The organism is Enterococcus phoeniculicola ATCC BAA-412 (assembly GCF_000407505.1).
Taxonomy (GTDB): domain Bacteria; phylum Bacillota; class Bacilli; order Lactobacillales; family Enterococcaceae; genus Enterococcus_K; species Enterococcus_K phoeniculicola.
Genome location: NZ_ASWE01000001.1, coordinates 1372127 through 1396741 on the forward strand (window position 1 = coordinate 1372127; position 24615 = coordinate 1396741).

The window sequence follows — 24615 nt, forward strand, 5'->3', positions numbered from 1 at the left end:
GGAGCACCCATGGTAGGAATAAAAGACATCGCAAAAAAGGCTGGCGTTTCAATTTCAACTGTTTCCTACGCTTTAAATGGCAGCCCAAAGATTACGGAAGAAACAAGGGCGCGCATACAAGCAATTGCCGATGAGCTGAACTATGTTCCGAACATGGCGGCTCGCACATTAAAACGTCGGCAAACAAATATCATCGGCGTCTATTTAGCAGACTATGGAGGGAGTTTTTATGGAGAGCTCTTAGATGGAATTAAGAAAGGGCTTGCCTATTTTGGCTACGAAATGATTGTCTGCAGCGGTGTAAAATCTCATCTCTTTATTCCTGAACGAATGATTGATGGCGCCGTTATCTTAGACTGGACGTTTGATACCGAAGAAATTGAACAATTTGCTGACCGCGGACATTCAATTGTTGTTCTTGATCGACTCATTACTCATGAAAACATTCGACAAGTCCTCTTAGATAATAAGGGGGGAGCCACTCTAGCTATTGAACAGTTCCTCTCCTCTGGTACACAAAAAATGTATTTAATTTCTGGTCCTAAACAAGGATATGATAGTATTGAACGGCTGAAAACAAGCACTCGAGAACTAGAGCGTTTTGGTATCCCTTATGAGATTATAGAAGGGGACTTCACCGAACCTTCAGGCTATCAAGCAGCAGAAAAAATCCTTATGAACACCCCTGAAAAACCCATTGATATCTTTGCTTTGAATGATGAGATGGCTATTGGTGTGTATAAATACATCAAGGAAACGAATTACCAAATCGGAAAAGATATCCGAATGATAGGATTTGATAACTCTGAATTAGGGGCATTTGTACAGCCTCGACTAGCAACCATTTCCTACTCCAAACATCGCTGGGGAATTGTAGCAGCAGAAACGATTATCCATCTTATTCAAGGAGAAACAGCCGAAAACGAGCATATTTATACAAGCTTTGTATCCGGTGGCTCATTTGAAGAATAGTAGGAAAGAGGGTGAGGGATAACTTAATTAGTTATCCCTCACCCTCTTAAACTATTAACAAAGGTTGTGAAGGAACTCATCTCCACGTTAAACAACACTCAGCGGTTATCCCTATTCCTAGAGTAGCTTATAGTCAATAGCCCAACGCTATAGTAACTATCTTTGCACTCATTTTTTGGTAACTACAGGTTGAATTCACCTTCCTCATTCAGCCGTTCTCACGATTTCATTCATTTTATCGCTTTTTTGCTACTTTTTTAAATACAGGTATTTCACTATTTACTCCATAATCCAGTGTACCGACTTTATTTAGCTGCGCCATATCCTCATCTGTAATCGTGAAGTTAACCTCTGCATTATTTTTCATATGGCTGGCCTTGGATGATTTAGGCAATGGAAGCAAGTCAAGTTGAAGCAAATAGCGAATCGCCAATTGCGGAATAGAAACCTGATATTTTTTTGCCATTTCAGTAATTTCTGGACTTTTCATCATTTCGCCATGTGCAATAGGAGAGTAGGCTTCTACAAGAATCTCATGCGCTTGAGAAAATTCGATTACTTTTGTTGGTATATGACCAATGTGGGCCAAAATCTGGTTAACCATAGGGGGCGTTTTGGCATGAGCTAAAAGATTTTCTAAATCAACCTGCTCAAAATTAGAAACACCAATTGCTCGAATCTTTCCTGCTTCATAAGCTTCTTCCAGTGCTTTCCAAGCCGCCAAATTCCCTTCAAAATAATGATCCTCATCACTTTGAAACTCTATCCATGGTTTTGGACTGTGAATAATCATCAAATCGATAAATTCTACGCCCAATTTTTCTAATGAGATGTCAATCGCACTTACTGCCTCTTCGTAATTTTTGATTTCTGCGGCTAATTTAGTTGTAAGAAACAGTTCTTCGCGAGCAACCCCTGAAGTACGAATCCCTTCACCCACGCCTCGTTCGTTTTCATAAGCTTGTGCTGTGTCAATGTGGCGATAACCTAGCTGAATTGCTTCTTTAACAGAATCAGCAGCCTGTGTATCAGGAATCATCCACGTGCCAAACCCAATTTTGGGAATAGTCACCCCATTTGAAAGTGTAAAGACTTCTGTTAACATGCGTATTCCTTCTTTCTTTTGTTCAATAAAAATAGTTCATTCTACTTCAGAATTATTTTCTAAATGTATCATACGTGTTAAAGTCCACTTTAAGTCAAGCGGTTTGTTTAGGCTATCCATCCAGTACGGAAAATAAGAGGAAGCGCTATACATTCCATGATAAAATAAACATAAATGAAGAAAGAGAGGGTATTTATGGAGTGGAATGAAAAAATGGATTTAATTATTGAGTACGTAGAAACACATTTACAGCGTACAGAGGAACCTCTCAATCCAGAAGAAGTTGCGGCTATTGCTGAATGCTCATTTGATTTTTTTCAAAAAGTGTTTGCTTATATGAATAAAATCAGTTTCTCCGACTATGTTCGTGCTAGAAAACTTACCCTCGCAGGGTACGATGTGAAAAGTACAAAGATGCGTGTAATTGACATTAGTTATAAGTATAACTATCATTCACCCACCTCATTTTCTAAAGCGTTTCATCAATTTCATGGTGTTTCACCAACAAAAGCTAGAGAGAAACAAGCGACTTTACGTATTGTTCCTAAAATGACATTTACTAAATCCATAACACCTACTTGGCGACTAAAAAAGCAACAAAGCTTTCGACTAATTGGCGTCAAAACAAAAATTTCTTGTGTGGACCACGCTCACTATAAAAAAATCCCCGAGTTTTGGAATGAATGCCAGAAAAATGGACTGTATTCTACCTTAATTTCTTTGGATGAAGGAACACCTAAAGGAGTTTTTGGCTTGTTTGGTTATTTCGATGAACAATCAATGGATATTGACTATTTCATTATGGTTGAGTCACAAGCAGCGTTATCGGAACAATTTTGTGAAATAATCATTCCTGAAGTAACCTGGGCGGTTTTTGATTGTATAGGCAGAGTCCCTGAATCGATACATAAGGGATGGAACTTCTTAAATGAAGAATGGTTGCTTGCCTATCCATTCAAACATGCTCCTTGTCCAGAACTTGAGTGGTACAGTGACGGAAATTCTTATTCTGAGAATTATCTAAGCCAAATATGGATTCCAATAGAGGAGGAAAAACAATGATTCATTTAGTATATTGTGATAACACAGGAAAAAAGGGGGAGAGGGTACTAGATAAAATTGTCAATGGTAAAAAAACAATGGTTGTAAGAGGAGCTGCTGGAAGAAAAATTCCCCATAGTCGTGTATTTAAAAATGAACGTCTTTACTTCATGGAAAAAGGATCTTCTAGAATTGCTGCCACAGCACTTGTCAAACAAGTAGAGAACTATGTAAAGCTGACTGAAGAAGAGATTACGAGTACATTAGAGAGTAACCAATCAAAACTAGCCCTTTCTGAAAAACAAAAAAAACGTTGGCACAAAAAATGTTTATGTTTGGTTGAGTTTGAACAAGTAGAAGAGATCACACCATTGGCATTTGATCATCAAGGCAATATGGATGATTGGCTAATCTTAGAGAAGATTGAAGACGTAGTTGTAGGAACAAGTATCCCTTATAACTATGATAAATCAAAATTCCCTAAATAGGAATCTCAGGAAAACTATCAGTATTCCCTCAAAAAAATGAAACTTATTTTGAGGGAAATACCTAATTATGGTTTTCGTGAGTTTTTTTAGGTATAGAAAAAAAGGTTCTTTCAACTGAATTAGTTAGATTATTCAAAATTAACCTTGTTTTTTATAGGTATGTAGGTGTTTTTTCTTTATCTTTGCTCAAAAATTCATTCAAAACTAAATATCGTATTTCTTTTCCTGCACTCTTTTTTTGTAGGATAATTGATGTATAGAAAAGAGGAGATGCCTGTGGAATTGAGTTTTGTTGAACTTATCCAATTAACAAACACCTCTCTAAAAACAATAGAAAACTATAAAAAGCGGGGATTCATTTCCGAAGAACCCTATTCTATGGAAGACATTCTACTAGTGAATAAGCTTTACCTTTTAGAGAGGCTTGTTTTACCTGTTGATGATGTACCGTCTGGTTTTTTACAAGAGCAAGAACAATTGCTGAAAGTATCAGCTTTTAAACGTACGCTAGAAAAAATGTATTTATACAAATTAAAGAAAAATACTACTATGACTTTCAAACAAAAAGAGAGACTCAAGCAATCAATAAATCATCTCTTGAATCAATTCACTTTAGAGCAGGTAAACGCTCTAGAAAAAAAGGATTCTGGGATTCTTTCTTATTTCGAAACGCTTTATGTTGAATCATTTACAAAATCAAAACGATGGCAGAAGCTGAGAAAGCAGAGCTATTTCATAGACTAACCATTGATTTATTCAACATTTTTTGCTTTTTGAAAAGCTGAAAGTAGAGTGAACAATTCTATAATATGACGAAGCTGCCAGAAGTAATGGTCAGGTAAATACAACTGATAGAGGGGAAATGTCCCAATAGGAGTAACGAAATCAAAAAAGAGAGCTTATTTAAGACCACTACTGGTTTTGAGTGAGTTCTTTTTTGATTCATAATTTTGAAGAGAGAATGTAAGAAAAAACAGGGAGTATGTTTCACAACCAGTGTAACATACCGAAAAATAGTTTTAGTAAAATTTTACTTAGTGGCTAGATTAAAGAAAATAAAAGAAGCAAAAGTGTAATAAAAGAACATGCCTTAAAAACTATTTAAAGACTTCAAAAAAACTATTCTATCAATTCTAATGGATAAGTCGAGAATATATATGTTTTCATTTTGTTTTCAGATAGTTATTTAAATTCGATGTTTTATAGAATAAATGAATTAAATAACGAATTTATAATCATTTATAGTTAAATACAAACAAATCATTTTTACAAAAAAATAGAGAAAAAACTTTTATTCCCCTGTTTAAAAATTTTTTCCTAATTTTTCTGTGGATAACTTATTTTTTCATTTTTTTGTGCGAATTGTTTAAAAAAAGAAAGGTACAAAAATTCCCATAATTTAATTTAGTTTATTTACTTTATCAATTCAGATAGTTCTTACTTACTACTTCACTCTATAGAAGGAAAAAGTGATAATTTTTTATCGAAAACGCGTGAAACACTTGATTTCATAAGGTTTATAATTGTCTTTGAGAATATGCTTTGTTTTTCCTAAAGTACAAAAAATTCCCTGTAAAGAACAAAAAAGTTCAACAAAGATACAAAAAATCCCAGCAAAAAATCAAAAATATCCATTTAAAATACAAAAATTCCCTGAAAGGTACAGAAATTCCCTAGGGTACAAAAATTCCCATAAGTGTGAGTGGGTGGCGCTTTTATAAGGTACAAGAATTCCCATCAATGATAAGGAGTTTGTTTTTATCAGAAATACAGAAATATCCCACGATTTTTCAACGAGTATTGCAAAAAAAGCTAATAAAATAGGATTTTTCCGCTATCTGTAATTTTAAAAGTACAAAAATTCCCCTAGATGAAACCCTAGAGCTGCTTGTTTTTCTATGAAAAGTACAAGAATTCCCATTGAAAAATACACTTATTCCCAGTAAAGGTACAAAAATTCCCATAAATCGTTTGGGATTTTTTGTACCTTTACTTAAATAATCAATAAGTACAGAAATTCCCATCAAAAGTACAAAAATATCCACCAAGTGAATCTATAGAAATTTTGAATGTAGTTAGGTACAATTGTATTTGTGTTTGGAGGGGCAATATGAATAAGTTAAGTTTTCCACATAAACAACATAATTTCCACATTGCTAAGTCGAATAAGCTTTTACGAGAAGGTCGAAACGATCTGAGTAAGAAAGCATTTATTATTAGCGAGTTCCTAATTTCAAATATTAAGCCTGAGGATACTGGTTTTAGTACGGTCGAGGTCAGCGTAAATGAGTTAAATGAAATTTTGGGCTTCCCTAATGAAGGCGGAAAAGCAATTCAAAACACCAAAGAGGCAATTTTAGAGCTAGGATCAAAAGCTTGGTGGTGGGTGGAATATGACGAAAAAAAGAATACAAAAGGAATCAAGCCTAAAAAGAAAGAATCTTTGATGAGATGGTTGGATAAAGCGGAATTAATTGACAACAACACTTATCACTTGAAGTTGTCAGAGGTCTTAACCCCTTATTTAATTCAGCTAAAAAATCAAGGGAATTACACGCAATATCAACTTTATGACGTGGTAAATTTAGGAACTGAAAGTAAAGCCGCCTTACAATTATATGGGTATTTACGCTCCTATGCATTCCAGGGTGAAGTTGAAATCACGGTGGAAATTTTGCGTGAGCTATTAGATAAACATGTAGATGCAGCGGGAAATGAAATTCGTTGGGCTACCGTCAACCGGGACATAAAAAAAGCGATTGAGGTTATTAACAAAAAAACTTTGTTGAAGGTCGATTATATCGCAAAGAAATCAGGTAGAAAAACTACAGCTTTAGTTTTCTTTTTAGAACTGAAAGAAACAAAAGTCATCAATGAAGATGTGCCAAATACGATTGAAAATAATAAAGGGATGGTCAAGGCTGAATTTGAAAAAATCTGGCGAAATTATCCGAAAAAGACAAATAAAGTTTCTGGAGAAAAATATTTTCTTCAAGCAATTGAAGAAGGAACAGATATTGAGGAGATCAAGACAGGAATTTTGAATTATTCTCAATATGTAGAAGAAAATGAAATTGATTTTAAATATGTGCTCTCTGGAGGGAATTTTTTCAAAAATAAGCGTTGGGAAGATGAGTGGCCAACAAATCATGCAGAGGTCGAAGAGACTGCTGTGTTTACTCCTGATTTTGAGGAGTTATGGACAATTTATCCAAAAAAAACGGATAAAGAAAAAGCTTTTTTTGCTTTTGATAAGTTGATGATTGAACACTTGGATGAATATAGCTTAATACGAAATGGTGTATTTCGTTATCGCCGTTTTGTTAATCAAGAAAAAAATAGACCAGGAACATTGTTGGATTTTAAATTATTTTTAGAGAAGAGAGAATATCTTAGTAAGTGGAAAGTTAAAGGACAAAAGGAGAATCTTCCTTCGTGGTTTTATGATGACTTACCTAGTCGTCCGCATGATTTGACTGAAGAAGAATGGAAAAATGAACAAATTCAACGGTTAAATCAAAAGCTTGCAACTGTGACATTTGAAGAAGCTTCTACTAAAAGAAAAGAAGAACAACAAGATTGGGAAGAAAAAATTCTTCGTAAACTCTAAATTATAAATAGTAATTGGTGACGGTTATTGTCTTATAATGATAAAAAAACTGTATTACCTAATGGGAAATAAAAACTCTAGCAGGATCGTTGCTGGAGTTTTTATTTCTTTTTTTGAAAAAAATTCTATTTTGAAAATAAATTGTAATTTCATAAATAAGTAATCTTACAAACGGAAATGATAATTATGCGGATACTAATTTTTTGAAAACATATCAGTAAACAAATAATAGAAAGTATGATACACTTTTTTTGTTACAGGTTTAAAAACTGTACTAATTAAAATGGGTTTATTTGTACTTTTATAAAAAAAGGCTGATATTTAGCCGTAAAGAAAGAAGTAATACAGATGGGTGAAAAGATAAAACACGGATCAGATCAAGTCGTTGAAAGCTTAAAAAATCATCAGGTTCCTTATATATTTGGTATTCCAGGTGCAAAAATTGATGGTGTATTTAATGCGTTAAAAGAGGATGGCCCTGAATTAATAGTTACGCGTCATGAACAAAATGCTGCTTTTATGGCACAAGCAGTTGGTCGAATTACAGGAGAGCCTGGTTTAGTCATTGCGACAAGCGGCCCAGGAGCAAGTAATTTAGCAACGGGATTAGTGACAGCGACTGCTGAAGGAGATCCTGTCGTGGCACTTGGTGGTCAGGTAAAACGTGGAGATTTGTCAAAACAAACACATCAAAGTATGAATAATGCAGCGTTGTTTGAACCTATCACTAAATATAGTGTAGAGGTCCAAGACCCTGAAACGATTTCTGAAATTATTGCTAATGCATACCGTATAGCAAAATCATCAAAAAAAGGAGCAAGCTTTATTAGTATTCCTCAAGATGTTGTGGATGCTCCTGTGAAAAGCCAGGCAATAAAACCGTTGAGTGATCCTGAGCTGGGCTCTGCTTCTCCAAAAGCAATTCAATCACTTGCTCAAAAAATAAAAGGAGCAAAACTACCCGTACTTTTGGTCGGAATGCGTGCTTCTAGCTTGAAAGAATCAGAAGCAATTCGTCAATTAGTTAGCAAAACGCACCTTCCTGTGGTAGAAACATTTCAAGCAGCAGGAGTGATATCAAGAAAATTAGAAGATCACTTTTTTGGTCGTGTAGGTTTATTTAGAAATCAACCCGGAGATATGCTGTTAAAGAGAAGTGATTTAGTGATTGCTGTGGGATATGATCCAATTGAATACGAAGCGCGTAACTGGAACGCAGAAAAAGATGCACGAATGATTGTGATTGATGAAACACCAGCTGAAATCGATCAATACTTACAGCCGGAATCAGAGCTGATTGGTAGTATTGCAGGAACCCTTCATGCATTAACTGAGGAAATTGGTTCGTATCAGCTAACGGAAGATTCACAAGCCTATTTAGCAACATTACAAGAAAGACTGACTGCAAGAGATAGTGTGAGTCCGCGAGAAGAGACTGGAGAGCTTCATCCATTAGAAGTGATTCGTATCTTACAAGAACACGTGACAGATGAAATGACAGTGACTGTTGATGTCGGAAGCCACTATATTTGGATGGCTCGTCATTTTAGAAGCTATGAACCTCGTCATCTGTTATTTAGTAACGGGATGCAGACGTTAGGGGTCGCGTTACCTTGGGCAATAGCTGCAGCACTTGTTCGTCCAAAGACGCAAATCGTTTCAGTATCAGGTGATGGTGGATTTTTATTTTCTGCACAGGATTTAGAGACAGCCGTTAGGAAAAATTTAAATATTGTTCATTTAATTTGGAATGATGGTCACTACAATATGGTAGAATTTCAAGAACAAATGAAATATAATCAAACGTCAGGTGTAGACTTTGGACCAGTAGATTTTGTGAAATATGCAGAGGCATTCGGGGCAAAAGGGCTTCGTGCAACGACAGCAGAGGAACTATCACAGGCTATTCAAGAAGGTTTTGATACACAAGGCCCTGTAATTATTGATATCCCTATTGATTATCGGGATAATGAAAAATTAGGAGAAACCATTTTGCCAGACCAATTTTATTAAGAATAGAGGAAAAAGAAATGGAGAAAACGATAGTACATCAGCATGGTACACTCGGTGCGCTTATGGCGGGACTAATGGATGGAACGGAACGTTTATCGAATTTATTGAAGCTTGGAAATCTTGGAATTGGGACATTGCATGGATTAGATGGTGAATTGATTATTCTAGGAAATCAAGGGTTTCAAGGAAAATCAGACGGTACACTTGTTCCACTGACGGGAGAAGAGCTAGTACCGTATGCAGCGGTTACGCAGTTTCATGCAGAAAAAGTTATTTCTATTGAAGAAACATGTACAAGCGAAGAAATAAAAAAAGAAATGATTCATCAAATGAAGAGTCAAAATTTGTTTAGCGGGATAAAAATTTCCGGAGAATTTTCCTTCATGCATATTCGGATTATGCCTAAACAAAACAAACCATATAAGCGACTGGTTGAAGTTTCAGAAAACCAGCCCGAGTTTACAAAACGGAAAATTAAAGGAACGATTGTGGGCTTTTATACCCCAGAACTTTTTCAAGGAGTGGCGGCTTCAGGATTTCATCTGCATTTTTTAGATGATGCGCATACGTTTGGCGGGCATATTTTAGATTTCACTTTGGAAAAGGGACAGCTAGAAATTTCTAGCATGGATGCATTGACCCAGTATTTTCCCACATCCGATGAGACATTTTTGACATCAGAAATTGATTACGCTAATTTAGCACAAGAAATAGAAACCGCAGAAGGTTCAAACTAAACATACTGGCTTCTTTTACTATTAATTGGTAAAGGAAGCCAGTATTTATTTTCTGATGAGAAACAGGGGAGAGAGTGGTCAACAATACGTGTATTTGCAAAAGAAAATATGGTGAATCTCTCTGTTGGATTGAGGACTCTGTATAGAGGAAAGGACTTGTGGTAGAATAGGCTATATTTATTTAAATGAAAGAAGAGATAACTAATTTTTAATGATAGATAGAGCATGCTGCTTTTTGAAATGGAGGGCACAATGAAAATTGCGATTAAAACAAATCAAGAGCATATGTATCAAGAACTAAAACAAAAAATTAATGAATCGATGTTAGGTGCTGACTGTTTTTTTTCTAATGAGCAACAGACCGCTCGTTGTGAAATATTACTTGTCATGCAGGATCTTCTTACGGAAAACTGGCTGCTACATTCTTGGATAGACCAAAGAAGCTATTTACAAATAGCCGTCATTGAGAAGGATGATTCAGCAAGCATTATTGACTATCTGGAGCAAGGCGCTGATTTGGTTTGGGTTCTACCTGCAAATTTAGATGAGCTAACGGCACGTTTAGTGGCTTTACAGAGGTGGAAAAATAAAGAGTCTTTTGATAAAAAACTTGTATTTCACGAAGAAGAACTAGTTATTTTAAGTGAGTCAAAACAAGTATTGTTTCAAGGGGAAGAATTATTACTCACGTCTTCAGAGTTTCAAATTCTTTTATTGTTGGCGGAACATCCTTTTCGAATTTATTCAAGAGAGGATTTACTCCTACTTATTGGTAATGATTCTGGAATGAGTCGTGTGGTGGATACACATATTAAGAATTTACGGAAGAAAATGGAAATTGATCCAAAGAATCCAAAATATATTCAAACAGTTCATGGACGAGGATATCGATTCGGAATAAAACGAGCGGAAGGATAATCGTCAGTTGACCATGAAAATTGAAAGTAAAGAAAGAGACGTGAATAGAGATGAGTTGGAAAAATAAAGAAGAAAAAAAGAAAGCATACGAGCTATTGTTAAAGCAACAAGAGGGACTTCTTGAAATTGAATCAAATTGGTTAGCTAATTTGAGTAATTCTTCTGCTTTACTAAATGAAACTTTACCAGACACAGTTTTTGCAGGATACTATCTTTTTGACGAGGGGGAGCTAATCTTAGGTCCGTTTCAAGGAAGAGTTTCCTGTACTCGAATTGCATTAGGCAAAGGTGTGTGTGGAGAAGCAGCAAGTACAAAAGAAACCTTAATCGTCCAAAATGTAAAGGAACATGAAAATTATATCTCTTGTGATTCTGCCGCGATGTCAGAAATTGTTGTACCTATGATACTGGATGACAAGTTAGTGGGCGTTCTAGATATTGATAGTGGCTTGATTGGAAGCTACGATGAGGTGGATAAAGAGTTTTTAGAGACCTATGTTGAATTATTACTAAAAACTAAAAAGTAAGTGATAAATTGAAGTCCGGACAGAAGTGTTCAGCTTATTTTCGAAGCCTTCAACTCTAGCATGTTTCATGCGTAGAAGTTGTTGAGAGACAAACGCAGTGGAGACCTTCAACTCTAGCATGTCTCATGCGTAGAAGTTGATGAGAGCGAAACGCAGTGGAGACCTTCAACTCAAGCATGTTCCATGCGTAGAAGTTGTTGAGAGCGAAACGAAGTGGAGACCTTCAACTCAAGCATGTTCCATGCATAGAAGTTGATGAGAGCGAAACGAAGTGGAGATGAGTTTCTTCTGTTTCCACCGTTTATTAAGATTTTACAAAGGTGTGGAATAACTTAATTAGTTATTCCACACCTTCTTTTTTTGTTTATAGAATTAATTTATTTTCCAGCTGATGAAAGCCATAGACTGGAGTAAGTACATCTTCATATAGATAAACGAGCTGAAAGGTTTTGTGGATCATGAGCTTCGTGTAAATTTCTTTCATAGGTAGTTGCTTGGCGTTTTTCTTGAATTGAAAAATCAGCTTGTGATCGCGTATATCAATTCTTGCTAAAGGAATATATGTTTCTTTTTCTTGTAGAAAAATCCCTTCGTATTCAGATGTGACGGTAGGAATAACAATTGCTGTTAAAAAATCATTTGCCCGCATAGGAACTTACTCCTCTCTGTACTATTGATATGAAAAATCCCCCTCAATGAAGTATATCAGAGAAGGGGAAAAACAACTATATTTGATGTTCGTCTGTAAAGATTTTAAAGACTGCCAAATGCTTCAATCAACTCCTGAACAAATTGATCTTGGTTCATAATCGTCCATTTTGAAGTATCCTCAGAATCAAGCATTAATTCTAAGTTGATGGTTTGTTTTTCTTTTGTCGTGAGTTTTGTGTTAATCAACTCAGAGAGGGTATCTATTGTAGCATCTGTAACTAACTGATTAATTTGTTCATCTGTTAGCTCTGCGGTGATTTTATCAGCCATACTATCAATCGATTTATCCAAACTTTCTTCTAGCTCTTTATCGTCTAAACTCTTAATCCCAGTAATCGTTAACGCAATAACGGCTTTTCCTTTTTTATTCTTTATTTCTTTTACGGAATAAGAAGTCAGTTCATTAAACTTTTTTATGTAAGTTTGATCGAGTGCGGAAAGTTTCTCTTGGCTCTCTTTAGAAAGCGTAACATCTGAAAATAGTTCAGTCAGTGTAGAGGTCTTTTCCTTTTTAAAAAGCGTATCTTTATCAATAGAAAAAGAGTCAGATAGTATGTCACTCTTTTTGTCATAGACTATCGCGTCTACAAGTTGTTTAGAGGCTTCACTAGGATCGGCGGCTTTTTTACAACCGGCTAGTAAAAAAAGAGAGAAAATACTGAATGCGATGGTCACTATTTTTTTCTTCATGTTTACCATCCACCGTGATTATTTTGGTTATAGTTTTTCTTTTCTTGAATAATTTGTTGACGTTCTTCCCAACTTAAATCTGGATTGCTTAACTGTTCACCATATTCACGATTTTTTTCACCAATTTCGCGACCGGATTGACTCGCACTAGTCGTTACATCAGGTTGTGAATTATCTGCAGCATAGGTTTCTTGAGCGGCTTCTTGTTGAGCAGCTTGTTCAACTGCTTGCTGTTCAGCTTTCGCTGTTTCTTGTGCCGCCAATTCAGCTGCCTGTTTATCCGCCTCTTCTTGTTTCTTTTTCGCTGCTGCTTGTTCGTCTGCTTTTTTCTTCGCAATAGCGGCTTCTTTTTCTTCGATTTTTACCTGTACGCGATTTTTTACTTCAACACCTGCTTTTTCCTGTAAAAAAGCCAGTTTTTTTGCGATTTTTTCTTGTCGTAGCTCCATGATCGAGCTTGGTGCTGCTGCATCTGCTGATAGAGCTGTTAGACTAAAAATCCCCATAGTTAAAAGAAAAGAAAACCCCAATACTATTCTTTTTTTCATAATATCCCTCCAAAAAATTTATATGAATATAGATTATAATCTATAATGTAAATTTATACTATCTTTTTGAATGATTTGTTAAATAGATTTCAGTCGCGGTATTATTTTTATAGGATGACAGGAGAGATTTAGGGACTGGAATGGTGGGAAAGTTAATGGATATTTTTGTATTTTTGATAAATAAACTGAATGAGCTTTTGAAAAGATAGTCAGTCTGATAAAAAGAAGAGGATGATTAGTGAATCATTTTAGAATCTATTAAAGAGGAATCAAATATGGAGTAGTCTCTGTTACGATTTTTTCTTCTATTATATTTGGACTCAGCCAAAGAAAATATACTCTTTGAAGATGACGGTTATCTACCACAAAAAAGGAGATCAGGACAGAAGTGAGAAGAGACAAAAGAAGAGGAGACCGTCAATTTTAGCCTGTCCCACGCGTAGAAGATGAGTTTCTTCTCTTCCCGACCTTTATTAAGAGTTTACGAGGTGGGGTATAACTTAATTAGTTATATCTCACCCTCGTTTCAATACTAAACAGATCCTTTTATAAGGAATGAATTTTTCTTTAATTTTTTTACCGATAATATCTGGTTTACCGTCAAGAATCAGCTGGTAAACAGTGGAATAGAATTAACTCACGAACCAATTTATATACCTTATCTTGTTACTAGATACATTTTCTAAGCGCTATTCATTAGACCGTTTCTCATTTCCTCTCTTTTTTTTATATTCTCAGTGAATCCAAAGTGATGATAGATGAAACCCCTTACGTTTTCTCTTGAAAGACTCACTGGTTTTTTATTGTGTTTTTAGTCAAACCTTTGTTTTTTTTGGTTATAATAAGAGAATAGTGAATAAACCAACAAAAGCGTTTTGTAAACAATGCAAGCGATTACTTTTTTATAAGAAGAGAACTCGTCTATTTTAATTAAGAGAATCAAAATAGACGAGTATACGTAGGTGGTGAATTATTTTTTTGTATCTACTGGGATACCAAGTATGAAGGTTGTTCCAGAGGTTGTGCTTTTTACATCAAGTATCCAGTCATTTTTTTTAATGATAGAAGAAACGATAAATAGCCCAAGTCCTGTCCCATCAGTATCTGTTTTTGTTGTAAAGAAGGGTGTGAACATTTTTTCTTCGATTTCTTTTGGTATACCAGGTCCATTATCTGTCACTGTAATTTGAGCAAATGCTTTGTTTTTATAGGCAAGTGAGTGACTTTGGAAATTTGCCAAATATTCACCAGCTGCTAATGAGAGGTTGACCTGTATCACAGGGGTTTCTGCCTGAGCCTGATAGGCGTTTGTAATCAAGTTATATAAAATTACCTGTAAATCATTTGGTTCAAACAATGCACTGCCAGAAGGAGAGGACTGATAAGTAAGAGAGACCTTTTTTGGAACCAGTATATTCATGGTTTCAATTGCTTCTGAGGTGATTTCTTCAATAGAGCAGTATTCTTTGTTTTTCGTTCCAGTTTTTGTAAAACGTAAGACGTTTGTTGATAGCTTTTGGCCTTTTTCAGCCGCCTTGTAGACTTCTTTTAAATCGGCAGTGAGCGCTTCATTCGACTGGTATTCTTCAAGGAGCAGCTGCAGGTTTCCTATCATGGGTGTCAAAAAGTTGTTCATATCATGAACGATAGTAGTTGTTAACAGGCCCACTGTTTCTAACTGTGATTTTTGCATCATTGTTTTTTCTAATGCGTGTTTTTCTTTTAGAAATTTTTGACGTTCGACAAGCCGGAGATTTTCCAAATAAGTTCGATTTCGACGATTGTAGTTACTAAAGCTGACACCTAAAAGAATAATAATAGCTAGTAAGATGGTTAGTAGACCTAAGATAACAAGATTTTCTTGGAGTGCTAATCCATTCCGTTCATAAAAATCAGAGGAGCTAGCAACAATCCATCGTGCGTCGCCGATTGTAATCCATTCATAGGCAGACATTTTTAAGACCTTTTTTGGTTGTTCTTCTGTCCACCAGTAAGAGCTATAATTTAATGTTCCTTTTGCATTTGCTTTTTGCACTTTTTCTAAATGGGCGAGGTCTGTGTAATCTAAATCAGGATATTTTTTCTGACGACCTTTTATGATGTCCAGTCCAACTTGTTCGTTAGAAGGATGCATGAGTACTTTCATTTCTTTGTTTTTGACCATTGTATATCCATTTTGATTTTCAGTGGTATCAATCTCTTGTTGGTACAGCTCTTCAAGATTGATGGGCAAAACAAGTATGGATTGCAGTATATTGCTTTTATCGTAGACAGGTCGGTATAAGTTGACGTACGAAATATTTCCAATAAAATAGGCTTCTCCATTTTGAAGAATCTCACCTTGTAAAGCTTCCTTGTAAAGAGGGTCTTGGTCAAAGTGAACCGCTGTTATTGGTTCTTCGGTAAATTGATCAGCGTGAATATCTTTGCCAGAAAGAAGAGTCCCTTGTGGAGATACAAGATATAATCCGGCGGCTGCCGACGTTTTAAACAGGAGACTTTTTTGCACTTGTTTATCTTCAACCAGCTCATGATAATTGTTTCCATTAAAGATATTTGAAGCATAATCTTCCAATGCCAACGTATAGGATTTAATTTCTAGACGTAGGATTTTAATCGCGGAGTCATTAATTTTGGCTAGTTGATTTTCCCCCATCTCTAGTGCATGTTTTTGTGTTTGCCGGTAACTGCTTGCCGTAATAATAATCCCTAATACAGTTAGGCAAATGACGGTGATGATTCCGAGACTGAGTAATTTGTTTGAAGGTTTTTTCATAAGCCATCTCCCTTAAAAAATTAGATAGAAAATTAGGAGGAAAAAAAAGTGAGAAACGAGAAAATTCTTGTCATTGATGATGATCCAGCGATTCGACGTTTAATATGGAAGTCATTACAATCAACAGGAATATTAATCTATCAAAGTGATTCTGTCGAAAAAACAATTGACATTATGACACGGGTAAAATTTGATTTGTACTTATTAGATATTAGTTTGGAACATGAAAATGATGGCTACCATCTTGCTCAAATTATACGCGAAGAAGACCCTATTGTGCCAATTATTTTTCTAAGTGGAAAGAAAAATGAGGAGGACATCATCGCTGGCTTGGAGATGGGTGCGGATTACTACATGACAAAACCTTTTTTACCCAACTTGTTAAAAGCGCAAGTCATTGCGACACTTGATCGAGGTCAAGTGTTAAAAGAACATCGGACACTTTCAAAAGAGAGTAAAATTATTGTAGGTGACTTTTGTTTTGACCGTTCCCGCTATCAGCTCTATAAAAAAGAAGAACAGATTAAGCTTTCTTCAAAGGAGATAAAGCTGATGCAATTTTTTATGGAAAATCCAGATCAGGTCTTTTCAAAAGAGCAAATCTATCAGAGTGTCTGGAATGAAAGTGAACTAGACGCAAATACAATTATGGTATTCATTAATCATTTGAGAAATAAAATTGAAGATGATCCTAAAAATGCTCGCTATATAAAAACCGTGTGGGGCTTGGGCTATACATTTTTACCACAGGGAGATTAAAGAATACCTTCAAGCTGAGCAAAGTAGATACCTAAGGCTAAAAGATCAGCAGACCCGCCAGGACTTAGATGTCTTTTGGTTAAAATAAGATCATATCTTTGCAGTTCATCAAGCAGTTCTTCTTTTGTAAGAGCGGCTTGATGAATTTTTTTACTTTCCAGTTTGACTTCTTCCCAAGCGTTGAATCCTCCGCGATGAAGTAAATTTCCATCTTCAATTTCACTCATTAAAAAAAGTAGTGCACGCAATAGTCGTTCCTGAACAGGTAGATTTTGAAGATTTCGCAAGAAGGGGAGAAGCTTGTGTGAAAGGCTAGGATACCCAGCAGCAGCTTCGCCTCGTATTCCTGCTACTCCATAGTCAAGATAGAGTTTCTCACCATAAGAAAGCGTCTGTTTTGTTTCTAAGTTTGCAAAATCTTTTAAAATTAAGTGTTCAGTCAATTGACTCGTACGTTCGAAAACTTGTTGACTGTCTTCTTTTGTCCATGGAGTGCTGAGCGTTCGCTTTTGAAGATGCCAGCCCGTAGCACCTAAAATGACTGCAAATGAAAAGTTTGCTCCTTTGTGCGTATTAACCCCATCGGTTGCCTGCAGCATTGCTTTTTCTGCCTGTACACCAATATTTCTTAATTTATCAAACAAGTCAATGGGTGTGCCCGTATGTGTAAGTCCAGCCTCTACATATTGGTGGAAAAAGGGACGCAGACTAACGGTGCTGTTTATAAAAGTAAAGACGTCCATATCATTATGGGCTCCTGCAGATAAGGGGTCTACAAGACCGGGTTTTGGACTAAGGGTTACCTCATAAAGTAAGGCTTTTTCAGCATAATCTGTCAGTAAGTGACAACAAGAAGAATTAATCAATTTGTCTGCGCTCCATTTCTGCCAAAATAAATTGTAGAGAACGATCTAAATGTTCATGAGTAATCAGTGTAATTTGCTCTACATTTTTTGTTTTCATTCCCCGATAAATCAACCAGTGTTCTTCTAATGCCTTATCTCTTCTTTTAGAGGAGCGAATCGCGATGTCCCGAAAATAGACAAGATAAGCCTGCAGTTCAAGGACAATAGATTTTAATCGAAGCATTTGGCTTTTTTCATAGATGAAGGCATTGAAATCTGAAAAGTTTTTCAAAACTAGTTCCGTTTCATCTGCTTTATTATAGGCTTCTCCACGTTCCAAAAGCTCTTTTAACTCCTGAAAATCTTGTTCGGTCATTTGATTCATTGCTTTTATCGTTGCTAAGGTGTCTAACGATTTACGAATATCATAGATTTCATAAGCGTCCTTCATCCGGATTCCTTTAACAACAATGCCGACTTTGGGCACGTGTTCAACTAACTTTTCATTGACCAGCTGCTTCATTGCCAGACGAATAGGGGTTCTGCTGATATTTAGTTCTTCTGCAAACACTTTTTCATTAATTCGTGTGTCTGCTGGAATATCTCCTAGAATGATGGTTTTCCGAAACGCTTCGTAGATAAGAACGTTTAAGGTTTTATTTTGTGTTAAATCTAAATTTTTTCTTACAGCTTCAACAATATTGCTCATTTTTTCTTCCTCATTTCTCCTGATGCATCTGAAAATATATCTCGATAGCAGAAGTTTTTCAATGGTTTTTTGATTATCCTCATCGGTTATTAATAAAAAGAGGGACGAGACCGTAATAACGACCCGTCCCAAAATGCACTTATTTTTTTATTGTGGAATATAAAGTGGCATATGACCAAGTAATACGATAGTTACGATAAAGATAACAAAGATACCTAGTGCATATTTTGCTGCTTCTTTTTGCCATTGACCCATATCTAACCCAGTTAGACGTAAAAGCAGGTAGATGAAGGCAACAAGTGGACTCAATAAGTGGAATGCTTGTCCCATAAGTGAAGCAAGAGCCATTTGCATATTTGTAAAGCCGTATGCACGTCCCGCTTCAGCTAGTACAGGAAGAACACCGAAGTAGAAGCCATCATTTGAGATAAAGAATGTTCCTGGTGCAGAAATAATCGCAATGACTAATCCCCAGAATCCAGCTAATTGTTTTGGAATAATGTGAGTGAAGCTGTTTGCTAAAGCTTCAGCCATTCCTGAGCCTTGGAATAAGCCCATAAATACGCCGGCTGCAAATACTAAAATAACAACTTGAACAGCGTCTCCGCCGTTTGCACCAATACGTGAAGATTGATCCTTTAATACTGGATAGTTCACCATTAAAGCAATACAAGTTCCTACTAAGAATAGTAGAAGTGGAGGAAGAGCAATTGAATCAACAAATGAGCTAGCAACTAGCCATGCAATTAATCCAATGGTCAACAATCCATTAAAGATAAAGTTTTTTGGACGACGAATTTGTAATGTTTCAGGATCTGTTACTGTGGTCATTTCTTCAATTTCTTCAATTGACAACTCAGTAATTCCTAAACGCGCACGCTCTTGTTTCCCCATACGGCGAGCAACGAAGAAAATAACATATAAAACAGAAAGAATCATTCCAGGAGCTAAGTACGTAAGAATATCTGCATCAACTTCTAACACAGCCATTGCACGTGCGGTTGGTCCGCCCCAAGGTAATAAGTTCATGATGGTGTTTTGTAAAATAATCAATACACCTAGATTCATCATTTTCATATTTAACTTCTTATAAATTGGAATAAAAGCTGAACAACAAATTAATGTAGTTGTCGTTCCATCACCATTTAAAGAAACAGTTGCAGCAACGACTGCCGTTGCCATCAAGACCTTCATCGGATCTCCTTTGGCAAAGTAAATCATTTTCTTTGTAATTGGATCAAATAACCCAGCATCCAACATAATAGAGAAGTATAAGATGGCAAAAAGCAACATAATCCCTGTATTAGAGGTTGTTTTGATTCCTTCTAATACAAAATCTCCAATATTTCCTTTATTTGATACTCCAGCTACCATTGCAACTAAGGTGAACACTAAAGGAATAACAACCAGAGAAGTGAATGGAGACATTTTCTTTTTCATGATTACAAACATGAAGACAATAATCATGGCATAAGATAAAACGGTCAGTAACATATTTTTCTTCCTTTCTACAAATCAATTAATAAGTTCTGTTTTTGTAAACGGTATCAATCCTATCCAATAAAAAAGCGGTGTGCTGTACGTACGAGATGGGGAGTACGCTTATTGGATTTATTTTTTCCCGTTTGACGAGTATAGAATAAGCAATATTTCATTGATAAGATAGGTCAATTCAGAAAAAAGAACAGGAAAAAAACAATTTGGTATAGTTAATCTTAGCGAATGCTTAACAAGATATTAATAAAATCTTAACGACCTGAAAAGCCTTATTTGTAGGGGTTTGTTTGCGTTTTATCATTTTTTTTGAAAATTAGGAACAGAAAAAAAACAATAATAGAAGATTTTGAACTACCGAATTGGTCTATTCTAACTATAATGTGAATGAGAGCAAAAAAAGGAAAGGAGCCACAGCATGGGCATATTTGCACGACTGTTCAAAAAAGAAGAAACACATCTGGAAATACCGCAGCCATCTTCTGAAACAATCGAGAAAATGAAAACAGAAGAAGAATGGAAAGCGGTCCCCGCATATATCGATGCAAATGCGGAGGATTATGAGTTGGTCAGTCTGATTGCGACAGCGATTGCCACAGGAAATCAGCCAGAAAGTCAGTTTGTCGTGAAAAAGATTTTGCAGCGTAATCCAGAAGCGGCACTTGTTTCTATTATAGCGACAAGTCTTGCAGCGGGTGTAAATGAAGAAAGTCAGTTTGTTGTTCAAAAGATTGTGAAAAAATAATATTTCGGAGGGAAAAGAATGTTACGAAAATTTAAAATTTCAATTGATGGAAAAGAATACTTAGTCGAGATGGAAGAAATTGGGGGCGCACCACAGCCGGTAGCTCCTGTCCAACCGGTTGTGCAAGAAGCAGCACCTCAACCAACCGCACCAGCTGTATCTGAGACACCAGCAACACCAGCAGCACCAGTAACACAAGCAGGCGCTGAGGCAATGCCTTCACCTATGCCAGGAACAATTTTGAAACTATTGGTTGCTGTAGGAGATACGGTTGAAGAAAATCAGCCGTTGATGATTTTAGAAGCAATGAAAATGGAAAATGAAATTGTTGCCGGAAAATCTGGAACAGTAACGGGTATCCATGTAACGCAAGGTGAGATGGTGAATCCGGGAGATCCATTAATTACGATTCAGTAATTTATAGAAAAAGAAATTTAATTGAAAAGAGGAAGTGACGTTAGTGGAGACACTTATTGAAGGGTTTTTAGGAATGGGACAAGAGCCAGGACGAATAGTCATGATGATAATTGGCGGCGTTTTGATGTATTTAGGAATTAAGAAAGAGTATGAACCAACACTGTTAGTTCCAATGGGATTAGGAACGATTTTAGTGAACTTCCCAAATTCTGGTGTGTTAAGTGCTGGAGGCGAAGCAGGACCTTTTCAAGTCTTGTTTGATATGGGGATTTCAACTGAATTATTCCCACTTCTATTATTTATCGGAATAGGAGCAATGATTGACTTTGGGCCATTATTACAAAATCCGTTCTTGCTTTTATTTGGAGCAGCAGCGCAGTTCGGGATTTTCTTTACAATTATTGTAGCGGTTTTATTAGGATTTGATTTAAATGATGCCGCATCAATTGGGATTATCGGAGCTGCAGATGGTCCAACGTCTATCTTTGTTGCGAACACCTTAAACTCCAAATATATGGGTGCAATTATGGTGGCGGCTTATTCTTACATGGCACTCGTTCCAATTATTCAGCCAGTCGCAATAAAAGCTGTGACAACGAAAAAAGAACGTCGTATTCGCATGACTTACCGTGCAGGTGAAGTTTCACAAACAGCAAAAATTTTATTCCCAATTGTTATTTCTGTGGTAGCGGGATTGATTGCACCAGTATCTCTTCCATTAGTAGGATTCTTAATGTTTGGAAATCTATTAAGAGAATGTGGTGTGTTGGATCGTTTATCAATTACAGCACAAAATGAACTAGTAAATATTATTAGTATTTTGTTGGGCTTATCTATTTCAGTAAAAATGCAATATGAAGAGTTCTTACAAGTGGATACACTTATGGTCATTGCTTTAGGACTTGTTGCTTTCATTATGGATTCTGTAGGTGGCGTATTATTTGCGAAGCTGCTAAATCTGTTTAGAAAAGAAAAAATCAATCCGATGATTGGTGCGGCAGGTATTTCTGCTTTCCCTATGTCTAGTCGAGTGATTCAGAAAATGGCAACAGATGAAGATCCGCAAAACTTTATTTTAATGCATGCTGCAGGTGCAAATGTTTCAGGACAGATTGCTTCAGTTATCGCAGGTGGATTACTGCTTGCTCTGATTGCGTAAGAAAGGAGAACGTGTATGTCAGCAGATTTAACAAAATCATTAGAGTTATTGGTACTAGGATGGGGTGGCGTTTTCGTAGTTATCTTGATCATCTACTTTGCGTCTGTACTATTAAGTAAGCTTTTTCCCGTTAAAAAATAAATGAAGAAGAGGATTCTATGCATTCAGTAAAAAGATTGTGGCTAACAAAAGATAAACACGCGTATGAACAATGGTCTTTCCTGATGGATAAGGCAAATTTGAATAAGAACGAGGAGCTTGACTATACAATAGGAATTTATCGTAATGAAACGCTTGTGGCAACAGGCTCCTATTATCGAAATATTCTAAAATGCTTAGTTGTCTGTAAAGACGTTCAATCAGAAAACCTGTTAACGGAGATTGTTCAGCATCTTATCAATCGTTTGAGAGAAGAAGGGATAGACCATTACTTTTTATATACGAAACCCCAAAATGCGGGGATCTTTCGTTCGCTTGGTTTTCAAACAATTATTGAAACGATAGACATTCTTTTTATGGAACAGGGTGTGCCTAACTTTCAGAGCTATCTTTCTCAGTTAAAAGAGGCAAAAAAAGAAGGTTCAGGTTGCGGGCTGGTCATGAATGCGAATCCTTTTACTAAAGGACATCAATACCTTGTTGAGGCAGCTTCAAAACAAAGTACACAAGTGTATGTGTTTGTCTTGTCAGAAGACCGCTCAGAATTTTCATCAGAGGATCGCTTAGAGATGGTGAGACAAGGGGTTGCACATTTATCTAATGTAACAGTGCTCAAAACAAATGATTATCTTATCTCTTCTGCTACGTTTCCTTCCTATTTTTTAAAAGATGATGCAGTGGAAAATGTAGCGAAAATACAAGCTAAATTGGATGCCCAGCTATTCAAAGAGAAAATTGCGCCTGTTTTAGATATAAAAACACGCTATGTTGGAGAAGAGCCTTACTCAAGAGTTACAAATCTTTACAATCAGTCCATGAAAGAAGTATTTGGTACAGATTTAGAGCTGGTTATCTTGCCTAGAGTAAGTGTTCATGGGGAAATCATTAGCGCAACAAAGGTTAGAGAAGCTTTGAGAATGCATGACGACAAGCGATTAATCGACTATTTGCCGTTAACAACCTATAACTATTTAAAGAAAAAAAAAAAACTATAGAGGTGAAACAACGTGGAAATTACACAAAGTGCGGTTGCGGGGACTGTTGAGTCTAGCGATATTATGGTAACTGTTGAGCCAATTCAAGAGAAAGAAATCCAAATTTCTTTAGAAAGTAGTGTAGAAAAACAGTTTGGAAAACAAATCAGACAAGTGATTGAAGATACGATGAAACATTTAGGTGTTCAAGCCGTTCGCGTAACAGCGGTTGATAAAGGAGCTTTAGATTGCACGATTCAAGCGCGTACCATTACAGCGGTTCATCGTGCAGCAAAAAAAGATACCTACGACTGGAAGGAGATTGGCTCATGGAACGCTTAAGAAGAACAATGATGTTTGTACCAGGTGCAAATGCTGCAATGTTGAGAGATGCTCCACTCTATGGTGCAGACTCTATTATGTTTGATTTAGAAGATGCTGTGTCTTTAAAAGAAAAAGATTCTGCGCGTTTATTGGTTCATTTTGCATTGAAAACGTTTGATTACAGTCAGGTGGAAACCGTAGTACGTATAAACAGCTTAGATGCAGGTGGTGCACAAGACGTAGAAGCGATGGTTTTAGCGGGTGTAAATGTGATTCGCTTACCTAAAACAGAAACGGCCCAAGATATTGTGGATGTAGATGCTGTGATTACATCTGTTGAAGAAGAGAACCAAATCCCAGTGGGAACAACAAAAATGATGGCTGCCATTGAGTCAGCAGAAGGGGTTTTAAATGCGCGAGAAATCGCAAAAGCTTCTACTCGCTTAATCGGGATTGCTCTAGGTGCAGAAGATTATGTAACCAATATGAAAACCAGACGCTATCCTGATGGCCAAGAGTTATCATTTGCACGTAATATGATTCTTCACTCAGCAAGAGCGGCAGGTATTGCGGCAATTGATACGGTCTATTCTGATGTTGACAACGTGGAAGGATTCCAAAATGAAGTGCAACGAATTAAGCAATTAGGGTTTGATGGAAAATCAGTGATTAATCCACGTCAAATTCCTTTAGTGAATGCTATCTACACACCAACAGAAAAAGAGATTCAAAATGCAAAAGAAGTGATTTGGGGTATTCGAGAAGCAGAGGCGAAGGGTTCAGGCGTTATTTCAGTTAATGGAAAAATGGTTGATAAACCAATTGTTGAGCGTGCACAAAGAGTTATTGCGTTAGCAAAAGCTGCTAAGTTGATTACTGAGGAGGATATTTAGT

Annotated in this window: 25 protein-coding genes; 17 read left to right on the plus strand and 8 right to left on the minus strand. The window is 36.3% G+C overall.

The features are described 5' to 3' along the window. Positions 1 to 9: 9 nt before the first annotated feature. Entirely contained in the window at positions 10 to 972 is a 963-nt protein-coding gene (locus I589_RS06370; protein WP_010768931.1) for a LacI family DNA-binding transcriptional regulator, read from the plus strand. Positions 973 to 1207: 235 nt separating this feature from the next. Here I589_RS06370 and I589_RS06375 read toward each other — a convergent pair whose 3' ends face one another. Beyond that, positions 1208 to 2077, minus strand: coding sequence for an aldo/keto reductase (locus I589_RS06375; RefSeq protein WP_010768930.1), 870 nt, complete (start codon positions 2075 to 2077; stop codon positions 1208 to 1210). A 195-nt stretch (positions 2078 to 2272) separates the two neighbouring features. Between I589_RS06375 and I589_RS06380 the strand changes: the two genes are divergently transcribed. The 8 genes from I589_RS06380 (at position 2273) to I589_RS06415 (ending at position 11411) form a co-directional block, all read left to right on the plus strand. Next, positions 2273 to 3139: an AraC family transcriptional regulator gene (locus I589_RS06380; RefSeq protein WP_010768929.1), complete on the plus strand. Its 867-nt coding sequence runs from the start codon at positions 2273 to 2275 to the stop codon at positions 3137 to 3139. Next, positions 3136 to 3606, plus strand: a complete 471-nt coding sequence (locus I589_RS06385) for a hypothetical protein (RefSeq protein ID WP_010768928.1) — start codon at positions 3136 to 3138, stop codon at positions 3604 to 3606. Before I589_RS06380 ends, I589_RS06385 begins: the two co-directional genes overlap by 4 nt. Before the next feature lie 252 nt (positions 3607 to 3858). Beyond that, the gene (locus I589_RS06390) at positions 3859 to 4350 is read left to right on the plus strand and encodes a hypothetical protein (protein ID WP_035018125.1); all 492 of its coding nucleotides are present in this window, start codon (positions 3859 to 3861) and stop codon (positions 4348 to 4350) included. 1366 nt (positions 4351 to 5716) lie between these two features. Next, positions 5717 to 7216 carry a replication initiation protein gene (locus I589_RS06395; protein ID WP_010768926.1) on the plus strand — a complete coding sequence of 500 codons (1500 nt, stop codon included), beginning with the start codon at positions 5717 to 5719 and terminating at the stop codon, positions 7214 to 7216. A 348-nt stretch (positions 7217 to 7564) separates the two neighbouring features. Continuing rightward, positions 7565 to 9229 (plus strand): acetolactate synthase AlsS, encoded by a 1665-nt coding sequence (gene alsS / locus I589_RS06400; RefSeq protein WP_010768925.1) that lies wholly within the window; start codon positions 7565 to 7567, stop codon positions 9227 to 9229. Positions 9230 to 9246: 17 nt separating this feature from the next. Beyond that, positions 9247 to 9966 (plus strand): acetolactate decarboxylase, encoded by a 720-nt coding sequence (gene budA / locus I589_RS06405; protein WP_010768924.1) that lies wholly within the window; start codon positions 9247 to 9249, stop codon positions 9964 to 9966. Positions 9967 to 10218: 252 nt separating this feature from the next. Continuing rightward, entirely contained in the window at positions 10219 to 10884 is a 666-nt protein-coding gene (locus I589_RS17775; RefSeq protein WP_010768923.1) for a winged helix-turn-helix domain-containing protein, read from the plus strand. A 50-nt stretch (positions 10885 to 10934) separates the two neighbouring features. Next, a complete protein-coding gene (locus I589_RS06415) occupies positions 10935 to 11411 on the plus strand; it encodes a GAF domain-containing protein (protein ID WP_010768922.1) in 477 nt (158 codons plus the stop codon). A gap of 364 nt (positions 11412 to 11775) precedes the next feature. On the opposite strand, the gene I589_RS06420 is transcribed toward I589_RS06415, so the two are convergent. From I589_RS06420 to I589_RS06435, 4 genes are all read right to left on the minus strand, one after another. Next, entirely contained in the window at positions 11776 to 12060 is a 285-nt protein-coding gene (locus I589_RS06420) for a hypothetical protein (protein WP_010768921.1), read from the minus strand. Between the two features lie 104 nt (positions 12061 to 12164). Next, complete coding sequence (locus I589_RS06425) at positions 12165 to 12812, minus strand: DUF5105 domain-containing protein (RefSeq protein WP_010768920.1); 648 nt, start codon at positions 12810 to 12812, stop codon at positions 12165 to 12167. Between the two features lie 2 nt (positions 12813 to 12814). Then, positions 12815 to 13360: a hypothetical protein gene (locus I589_RS06430; RefSeq protein ID WP_010768919.1), complete on the minus strand. Its 546-nt coding sequence runs from the start codon at positions 13358 to 13360 to the stop codon at positions 12815 to 12817. 970 nt (positions 13361 to 14330) lie between these two features. Beyond that, positions 14331 to 16136, minus strand: a complete 1806-nt coding sequence (locus I589_RS06435) for a sensor histidine kinase (protein ID WP_010768918.1) — start codon at positions 16134 to 16136, stop codon at positions 14331 to 14333. A 48-nt stretch (positions 16137 to 16184) separates the two neighbouring features. On the opposite strand from I589_RS06435, the gene I589_RS06440 reads away from it, so the two are divergent. Then, positions 16185 to 16895 carry a response regulator transcription factor gene (locus I589_RS06440; RefSeq protein ID WP_010768917.1) on the plus strand — a complete coding sequence of 237 codons (711 nt, stop codon included), beginning with the start codon at positions 16185 to 16187 and terminating at the stop codon, positions 16893 to 16895. Here the strand turns inward: I589_RS06440 and citG are convergent. The 3 genes from citG to I589_RS06455 all read right to left on the minus strand — a co-directional run bounded on the left by citG (position 16892) and on the right by I589_RS06455 (position 19943). Further along, positions 16892 to 17761 (minus strand): triphosphoribosyl-dephospho-CoA synthase CitG, encoded by an 870-nt coding sequence (gene citG / locus I589_RS06445; RefSeq protein WP_010768916.1) that lies wholly within the window; start codon positions 17759 to 17761, stop codon positions 16892 to 16894. The two genes, I589_RS06440 and citG, sit on opposite strands and share 4 nt — an antisense overlap. After that, entirely contained in the window at positions 17754 to 18449 is a 696-nt protein-coding gene (locus I589_RS06450; protein WP_010768915.1) for a GntR family transcriptional regulator, read from the minus strand. The genes citG and I589_RS06450 overlap by 8 nt, the downstream gene beginning before the upstream one ends. A 147-nt stretch (positions 18450 to 18596) precedes the next feature. Then, positions 18597 to 19943 carry a CitMHS family transporter gene (locus tag I589_RS06455; protein WP_010768914.1) on the minus strand — a complete coding sequence of 449 codons (1347 nt, stop codon included), beginning with the start codon at positions 19941 to 19943 and terminating at the stop codon, positions 18597 to 18599. A gap of 418 nt (positions 19944 to 20361) precedes the next feature. Between I589_RS06455 and I589_RS06460 the strand changes: the two genes are divergently transcribed. From I589_RS06460 to citE, 7 genes are read left to right on the plus strand one after another with little or no spacing between them, the layout of a single operon-like run. Next, positions 20362 to 20688, plus strand: a complete 327-nt coding sequence (locus I589_RS06460) for a hypothetical protein (protein ID WP_010768913.1) — start codon at positions 20362 to 20364, stop codon at positions 20686 to 20688. A gap of 18 nt (positions 20689 to 20706) precedes the next feature. Continuing rightward, the gene (locus I589_RS06465; protein WP_010768912.1) at positions 20707 to 21105 is read left to right on the plus strand and encodes an acetyl-CoA carboxylase biotin carboxyl carrier protein subunit; all 399 of its coding nucleotides are present in this window, start codon (positions 20707 to 20709) and stop codon (positions 21103 to 21105) included. Positions 21106 to 21148: 43 nt separating this feature from the next. Then, positions 21149 to 22264, plus strand: coding sequence for a sodium ion-translocating decarboxylase subunit beta (locus I589_RS06470; protein WP_010768911.1), 1116 nt, complete (start codon positions 21149 to 21151; stop codon positions 22262 to 22264). Between the two features lie 15 nt (positions 22265 to 22279). After that, positions 22280 to 22405: an OadG-related small transporter subunit gene (locus I589_RS18695; RefSeq protein ID WP_010768910.1), complete on the plus strand. Its 126-nt coding sequence runs from the start codon at positions 22280 to 22282 to the stop codon at positions 22403 to 22405. A gap of 17 nt (positions 22406 to 22422) precedes the next feature. Further along, the gene (citC, locus tag I589_RS06475) at positions 22423 to 23418 is read left to right on the plus strand and encodes a [citrate (pro-3S)-lyase] ligase (RefSeq protein ID WP_010768909.1); all 996 of its coding nucleotides are present in this window, start codon (positions 22423 to 22425) and stop codon (positions 23416 to 23418) included. Between the two features lie 12 nt (positions 23419 to 23430). Next, the gene (gene citD / locus I589_RS06480) at positions 23431 to 23739 is read left to right on the plus strand and encodes a citrate lyase acyl carrier protein (protein WP_010768908.1); all 309 of its coding nucleotides are present in this window, start codon (positions 23431 to 23433) and stop codon (positions 23737 to 23739) included. Further along, positions 23727 to 24614 (plus strand): citrate (pro-3S)-lyase subunit beta, encoded by an 888-nt coding sequence (gene citE, locus I589_RS06485; protein ID WP_010768907.1) that lies wholly within the window; start codon positions 23727 to 23729, stop codon positions 24612 to 24614. Before citD ends, citE begins: the two co-directional genes overlap by 13 nt. Position 24615 lies beyond the last annotated feature (1 nt).